Below are 7,043 nucleotides of genomic sequence, written 5' to 3'. Positions count from 1 at the left end.
TGGCTGGAGGTCATAGCCGCCTACCTGCTGGTATCGACTTGGTCTGTTGCTCCCTTGAGGAGGCCGGAGATGAAACCTGATCCCCAGCTGATATGCATGCTGGGCAGTACAAACAGCAGATAAAGGCGCTCCTTCAAACTCATGCCCTCGCCCGAGGTTGCGATCGCCCAGAGCAGCCACGCAGGGTAGGCAACTGGTGCCCATGCCGCCATCGTCGCCGCGCGGGCACCCCAGGAGGGCAATAATGACGTCACTCCGAACAGCTTTAGCGCCGCTGAGAGGGATCCGAGAAAGATCGCCGCCACGAGCAGCGGCGGGGCGAAATACCGCAGGGAATTCCGGGCGCTGTGCCGGCGGACGAGTTCGCCGCGCCAGACTCCCGTCGCGTAAAACTGGCGTACAAGCTTGGACCAGCTGGACCGTGGCCAGTACGTCACCTTCAGCTCCGGATCGAACCAGACCGTTCCGCCACCCTCGCGGATGCGAAGGTTCAGGTCCCAATCCTGCGCGCGGCGCAGAGTCTCGTCGAATCTACCCGCTGCCACCAGCGCCTCACGCCGGAAAATTCCCAGGTAGGCGGATTCGGCCGGACCGGGCTCGGTTCCACTGTGATAAACGGCACCGCCCAGACCAACGGGACTGACATAGGCGCGTGCCACAGCGGCCTGGAAGGGCGTCTCCCCCTTGGCGTCCATGAGCCCGCCGACATTGGCCGCTCCGGTCCGCTCCAGTGTGGCGACACCGACCCGGGTGTAGCCGGGCAGTAGTTCTGAATGCGCATCGACGCGGATGATCACGGGATACTGCGACGCTTCGATTGCCAGATTCAATCCCGCCGGTGTGGCACCGGTCGGACTGTGCACCGTCTTGAGCCTCGGCTCGCGGGACTGCAGCCGGGACACGATTTCATTGGTTCCGTCAGAGGACGGCCCCAGCGCCAGGATGACTTCCTTGTCGCCGTCGTAGTCCTGTCCCAGCACGCTGCCGACGGCACGCTCAATGTACCTTGCCTCATTCAGGATGGGCATAATGAAGGAGACACCGGGCAGCCCGTCCTGGGATACCTTTCCGTTTTGGTCAATCATCGGACTGGTTCTTGGAACCATCGTAGGCTTCTATGACCTCTTCAGGGTCACCGTCCATTTGCAGCTCTCCCTGATTGATCCAGATGACCCTGGTGCAGGTGTCTCTGATCGACTTCATGGAGTGTGAAACAAGGAAAACAGTGCCGGCGTTCGCCCGTATGTCGCGGATCTTCGCTTCGCTCCGCTGGCGGAAACGCCGGTCGCCCACGGAGAGCGCTTCATCAACGATAAGAATTTCGTGATCGCGTGCCACCGCTATGGCGAACTTCAGCCGCGCCTGCATACCGGAGGAATAGGTGCGCATCGGCAGGTCGATGAAATCCTCGAGTTCAGCAAACTCGATGATCTGCTCCTGCAGTTCCTTGATCCTCGCCTTCGACAGGCCGAGCGCCAATCCGCCGAGCACGATGTTCTTCTCCCCGGAGAGATCCGGGATCAGTGCGGCGCCAATGCCGAGCATGTTGGGCCGCGAGGCCGCGTAAACGGAACCTTTGGTCGCCGGGGTAAGCCCGACAATCGCCCGCATTAACGTTGATTTACCGGATCCGTTCGAGCCGATAATACCGATCGATTCGTTTTCGTAGGCAGTGAAGGAAACGCCTCTCAGGGCATGGACGCTGTGCAGCCCGCGGGTCGGCGTCAGGAGCTTTTTGTTGGCTCCCTTGAACCGCTTCCCGGTCGCATGCACTTTGTAGTCCACATAGAGGTCATCCACGACCACGACCGGCGTCTTGGACGGCGAATCATTCGTATCCACGATGCTTTCCGATCTAGTCGACGCGTCCATAGCTCTCCTCTGCTGCCCAAAAAGTCACCGTACCAATGACCAGCAGTAGCAGCGCCCATGCAGAGGCGTACAGCCAGTACTCCGCCGGTACCTCGTATCCCTCCAACAAAACGCCGCGGCCAATCACCAGGAACTCGTAAATGGGATGGAAATCGTAGACCTTCACCAGCGCGGGAAAGTGAGACAAGACCCTATCAATCGGAAACAACACACCGGAGGTGTAAAAAAAGATCCGGGTGACGATGGGCAGCACCTGCGTCAAGTCCCGGGTATGAGCAGTCAGACGCGCGGTGAAAAGCGCCACACCCGCGTTAAATACTGTCATGATCATCACAAGCGGAACTATCAACAGCCATGACAGTGATGGCGGATTGCCCAGCACCAGCAGGATCACGTACATCACGCCGATGATCACGACGACGTTCATTAACTGCTGAATCACGGTTGCCATAGGCAGTGTCATTCGCGGAAACGCCAGCGACTGGACCAAGGACCTGTTGGACACAATGGATTTCGCGCCGCTGTTCATCGTGTTGGTGAAATACTGAAACAGGAATACGCCGACAATGATGAACGACGCGAAGTTATCGGGCCTGCGATCGCCCTGCAGCAGCCCGAAGACCACGCCGTAGACAATGGCGGTGAGGACCGGACTGAGCCCGATCCAGATCATTCCCAACCGGTTCTTTTGGTTGTCGGCCTCAATCTTGTACCGGGCCATGGCAATGGCGAAGTCCCGGCGTTGCCACATTTCCTGCAAATACTTATGCAGAGGCGGCCGGGCACCAACCCTGTGCAGATTGTTCTCAGCCGCGAAGTCGGCAACGCTCATGCCAGCTAGTTCCCTTACCGAAGTGTGATTTCAAGTCGTACGGTGCCCCATGGGCGGACCGCGTCCCTTTAGAGTGTAATTGATACGCTTCCAACTCACCGCGCCCATGGCGCTGGCCGTCTCCAGTAAAGGACAACTGTGAAGATTTCCGTAGTAGGGTGTGGGTTTCTCGGCGCTGTCTACGCAGCGGGCATGGCCTCGCTCGGTCATGACGTCGTCGGAATAGACGTTGACCAGGACAAACTGGACCGTCTGACTGCCGGACACTCGCCGTTCTTTGAGCCCGGTTTGGATGACCTGCTGATCGAGGCGCAGAACAAGGGGAGCCTTCGTTTCAGCGCCGATTTCCCGGACACGGCGTCGTCGACGATGCATTTCATTTGTGTCGGTACGCCTCAGCTCGATGGAAGCCTCGCCGCCGATGTCTCGTATGTCAATGCTGCAGTGCAGTCGCTGCTGCCTCACCTCAAACCCGGCGACGTCGTAGTGGGCAAGTCCACGGTACCCGTCGGGACAGCTGCGCGGCTTGCACCAATGATTGTCGACGCCGGTGCGGACTTGATCTGGAACCCCGAGTTTCTCCGCGAGGGCCATGCCGTCAAGGACACGCTCAATCCAGACCGCTTGATCTATGGCGTGCGGGACAAGGAGGCCTCCGCCGCTGCCATCCAGGATCTGGACGAGGCATATGCCACCATGCTGGACCGCGGCACCGTGCGCCTGGTGATGGCTTATCCGACGGCGGAACTGGTCAAGAACAGTGCCAACTCGTTCCTCGCCACGAAGATTTCCTTCATCAATGCCATGGCGGAACTGTGCGATGCCTCCGGAGCGGATGTGACGGAACTCGCGGACGCCATCGGCATCGACGACCGGATCGGACGGAAATTCCTCAATGCCGGAGTCGGTTTCGGCGGCGGTTGCCTGCCCAAGGATGTCCGGGCTCTGCAGGCTCAGGCCCGGGATCTTGGCGTCGATTCGGCGGTCAGTCTCCTCAATGATATTGATCACATCAATCAATCCCAGCGTTCCCGCCTGGTTGCCCTGGCCTCCAGGCTGTGCGGCGGGCTCGAAGGCAAGCGGCTGGCCGTCCTGGGTGCTGCCTTCAAGCCGAACAGCGATGACGTCCGCGACTCCCCCGCCCTTGACGTTGCCCAGCAGCTTCAGGACGCCGGCGCCGTCGTCATCGTCTGCGACCCGCATGCCACCACCAACGCCAGCCTGCGCTTCCCCGATCTCAGCTATACAGACACCCTGATCGACGCCGTCACGGATTCCGATGGCATGCTGCTGTTGACGGAGTGGCAGGAGTACCGGGAACTGGATCCGGCGGCATTGCGGCAACTGGTGCACATTCCGGTCATGATTGACGGCCGCAATGTTCTCGACCCCACAGCATGGCGTACCGCGGGCTGGACCTTCGGCGCACTCGGCCGCCCGTAATGACTGCCGGCCCGGAGGAGAAGATTCCGGCTGGCATTCGGGCCAGGCTGCGCCGGCCACGCACGCTGGCAACGGCCTTCGCCGTCGTTCATCTGGTCTTTTTGATCTTCCTGTTGCCGCTGATCGTCACCGGAGATGTACTCAGTGACGTCGCTTTCTACCGCTCATGGGCCTTCGATGGTCTCCGCGACGGTGTTTGGGTCGGCATCACCGAGGACTGGGTGTATCCCGTCGCCGCGCTGCTGCCGATGATTGCGGCCACGGCTCTGGGTTACGATCTTTACCACTTCACCTGGTGGCTGATGTTCACCGCGCTCAATGCCGCTGCCGTACTGGTGCTGACGCGCAGGGGCAAACGCATCCAGGGCTACCCCGCCGCGTATTGGTGGTTGGCCGCGACCAGCATCCTGGGGCCGGTCGCCGTCGGCCGCATCGACGGGCTGACCGGACCGATGGTTATTGTCGGCCTGGTACTGATGACGGCACGTCCCGTGATTGCCGCAACCATCCTGGCACTGGCGACCTGGATCAAGGTGTGGCCTGCCGCCGTCATCGGCGTGCTTTTGGTTGCAAGCCGGCAGCGGCTGGCAATGCTCCTGACCGGCATGGCAGTGTCTGCCGTCATCGCTGGAATCACCGCGGCGTTCGGCGGGTTGGAGCATCTGCTCAGTTTCATCGGCGCCCAGGCGGACCGCGGAATGCAGCTCGAGGCTCCCTTCACGACACCTGGGCTGTGGCAGGCGGTGCTTGGCCTGGATGGAGCGCATGTCTACCACGATGTGAGCATTAACACCTTGGAAATCCGCGGGGCAATGGGAGCGTTCGTGGCGGATCTGATGACGCCGCTGCTCTTCCTGGCCTCGTTATCCGTCGCCGGCCTGCTGCTGTGGGCGATGAAGAACGGCGCCGCGCGGGGACAGCTGGTACTGCTCGGCTCTTTGGCCATGGTCTCCGCCTTCGTGGTGTTCAACAAGGTTGGCTCGCCGCAATTTCAACTGTGGGTCATCGCCGTCGTCGCCGTTGGGTTGGCCTTTGACCGCCGGCGTTGGATGGTTCCGGGCATCCTCATGCTGGTCATTTCCACCCTGACGACGCTTATTTATCCCACCTTCTATGGCGAATTGTTCTCGCTGAATCCGGCGGTAGCGCTGCTGCTGACGATCCGGAACGTGCTGTCGTTCGTGGTCCTCGGGTGGGCTGTACGTGGCATTGTCCGCGCGGGTAAGTCTGCAAGATGAGAGTCCTCTCATGAAGAATTCATAAAGTCCTCACCAGAATGCACCACTGTTGTTACCAGGCTGTTACGACACCACGTCGGCGCCAATACATCAGGAGGTGCGGTATGGAGGAGATCCGTGTTGTTTTGTACTCCCACGACTCGCAAGGGTTGGGGCATACACGCCGGAATCTTGCCATTGCACATACCTTGGCGGAGCAGCTCCCCCGTCTGCTGGACTGCAGTGTCACGGGACTGTTAATAACAGGAGAGTCACGCGCCACGGCCTTTGAGAGCCCTCCGGGCTGGGACTGGCTGGTCCTGCCCGCCATCTGCAAACAGGAGAGCCGCTACGCACCCCGGCATTTGGATTTTGGCCTCGGTCAACTGATCCGTCTCCGCTCGCAGGTAATTGACGCCGCGTTGCAGGCTTTCCACCCCGATCTGGTCCTGGTGGACCGGCACGCCTTCGGTGTCGAGCACGAGCTGGCCCCGGCGCTGGCCGGCCTGCGACGGACAAATCCGGACTGCCGGCTCGTTCTGGGACTGCGCGAAGTGCTGGACACGCCCAGCGTAGCGCGGCGGGAATGGGCGGCGCTTGGCGATATCAACTACGTGCGCAGCGTTTTTGATGAGGTGTGGGTCTACGGTGACCCGGGAGTGCACTCGCCGCTGCTGTCCGGCGAAATCCCGGAACAATTGAGCGACAGGATCAGGTTCACCGGTTTTCTGGCGGAAGGTCGCCGCCGCCCGGAAGGCGCGTCAACGGTACAGCCGCCGTACGTGATGACCATGGTCGGGGGCGGTTCCGACGGTCTGGACCTAACGATGAACGCGGCACGGGCCAGCCTCCCCGCCGGCATCGGGCATCTCATCGTGACCGGCCCGCAAATGCCGGAACGGCACCGCCGGCAGGTTGAGCAGGCGGCCGGTGATCGGGCACGCGTCGTCGAATCTGTCCCCGACGCGCTCGCCGACATCATCGCAGCAGAGGCCGTCGTATCCATGGGCGGCTATAACTCCGTCTGCGAAATCATGACGACGGAGATCCCGGCGCTGATTGTCCCCCGCCAGAAGCCCAGGATGGAGCAGTTTATCCGCGCCAGGGCGTTGGCCTGCCAGGGAGCCGTCAACGTCTCCCTGGCGCACGAGCTAAGTCCGCAGCTGCTGACCGAGTGGTTCCATTCCGTCATCGGAACCAGAGTCAGCCGGGGGCACATCGATCTGGCAGGCCTCGACGAGGTGGGCAGACTCGCCTCCGCCTTGCTGGATGGCAGAACACGGAATGGCCCTGCAGAACGAAACACCGCGATACGCGGCCGCGACGACCGGAACAGCCACGGGCTGCTTGCAGAACTGGAGTATGACCATGTTGCAGGCTGACGCCACTGTGATCGACACGGAATCCGGTCCCGCGGAACCCTCCGGGCTTGTCAGGCACGGCGTGCGATCCCCCGCCACGGGAACTGAATCAGCAGATTACGACGGCGGAGCGGATCCGGCCGTGCGTCGGAAAACAGGCTACGTCCTTAAGGTTTATCCGCGGTTCTCTGAAACCTTCATCGTCACTGAGATTCTCGCCCGGGAGGCGGCCGGGGAAGAGATCGAAATCTTCTCCCTGCGGCCACCGGCAGATCCCCGTTTCCACGCCGAACTGGCCCGCGTCCAGGCACCGGTGCA

The 7,043-nt window shown here is 61.4% G+C and carries 6 protein-coding genes and 1 pseudogene; 4 read left to right on the top strand and 3 right to left on the bottom strand.

Annotated features, from left to right (window positions below):
* Positions 1–20: 20 nt before the first annotated feature.
* Genes Y707_RS0107260 through Y707_RS0107250 form a run of 3 tightly spaced genes read right to left on the bottom strand, consistent with a single transcriptional unit; the run spans position 21 to position 2,704 of the window.
* On the bottom strand, positions 21–1,085 hold the full coding sequence (locus Y707_RS0107260) for a glycosyltransferase family 2 protein (RefSeq protein ID WP_051441744.1): 1,065 nt from the start codon (positions 1,083–1,085) through the stop codon (positions 21–23).
* Positions 1,078–1,842 (bottom strand): ABC transporter ATP-binding protein, encoded by a 765-nt coding sequence (locus tag Y707_RS0107255; protein ID WP_442853281.1) that lies wholly within the window; start codon positions 1,840–1,842, stop codon positions 1,078–1,080. The genes Y707_RS0107260 and Y707_RS0107255 overlap by 8 nt, the downstream gene beginning before the upstream one ends.
* A 13-nt stretch (positions 1,843–1,855) precedes the next feature.
* Positions 1,856–2,704 carry an ABC transporter permease gene (locus Y707_RS0107250; RefSeq protein ID WP_026534572.1) on the bottom strand — a complete coding sequence of 283 codons (849 nt, stop codon included), beginning with the start codon at positions 2,702–2,704 and terminating at the stop codon, positions 1,856–1,858.
* A 138-nt stretch (positions 2,705–2,842) separates the two neighbouring features.
* Here Y707_RS0107250 and Y707_RS0107245 point away from each other — a divergent pair, with 138 nt between their 5' ends.
* The 4 genes and pseudogenes from Y707_RS0107245 to Y707_RS32710 form a co-directional block, all read left to right on the top strand.
* Positions 2,843–4,147, top strand: coding sequence for a UDP-glucose dehydrogenase family protein (locus Y707_RS0107245; RefSeq protein WP_026534571.1), 1,305 nt, complete (start codon positions 2,843–2,845; stop codon positions 4,145–4,147).
* Positions 4,147–5,385 (top strand): glycosyltransferase 87 family protein, encoded by a 1,239-nt coding sequence (locus Y707_RS24230; protein WP_035780745.1) that lies wholly within the window; start codon positions 4,147–4,149, stop codon positions 5,383–5,385. Before Y707_RS0107245 ends, Y707_RS24230 begins: the two co-directional genes overlap by 1 nt.
* Before the next feature lie 104 nt (positions 5,386–5,489).
* A complete protein-coding gene (locus Y707_RS24225) occupies positions 5,490–6,746 on the top strand; it encodes a glycosyltransferase family protein (RefSeq protein WP_051441743.1) in 1,257 nt (418 codons plus the stop codon).
* Positions 6,727–7,043: pseudogene (locus Y707_RS32710) on the top strand (hypothetical protein); the annotation flags it as partial. The gene Y707_RS24225 and the pseudogene Y707_RS32710, both read left to right, overlap by 20 nt.

This window comes from Arthrobacter sp. H14, assembly GCF_000520495.1.
In the GTDB taxonomy this organism is placed as follows: Bacteria; Actinomycetota; Actinomycetes; order Actinomycetales; family Micrococcaceae; genus Arthrobacter_C.
This window is presented reverse-complemented; position numbering and strand designations above follow the sequence as displayed.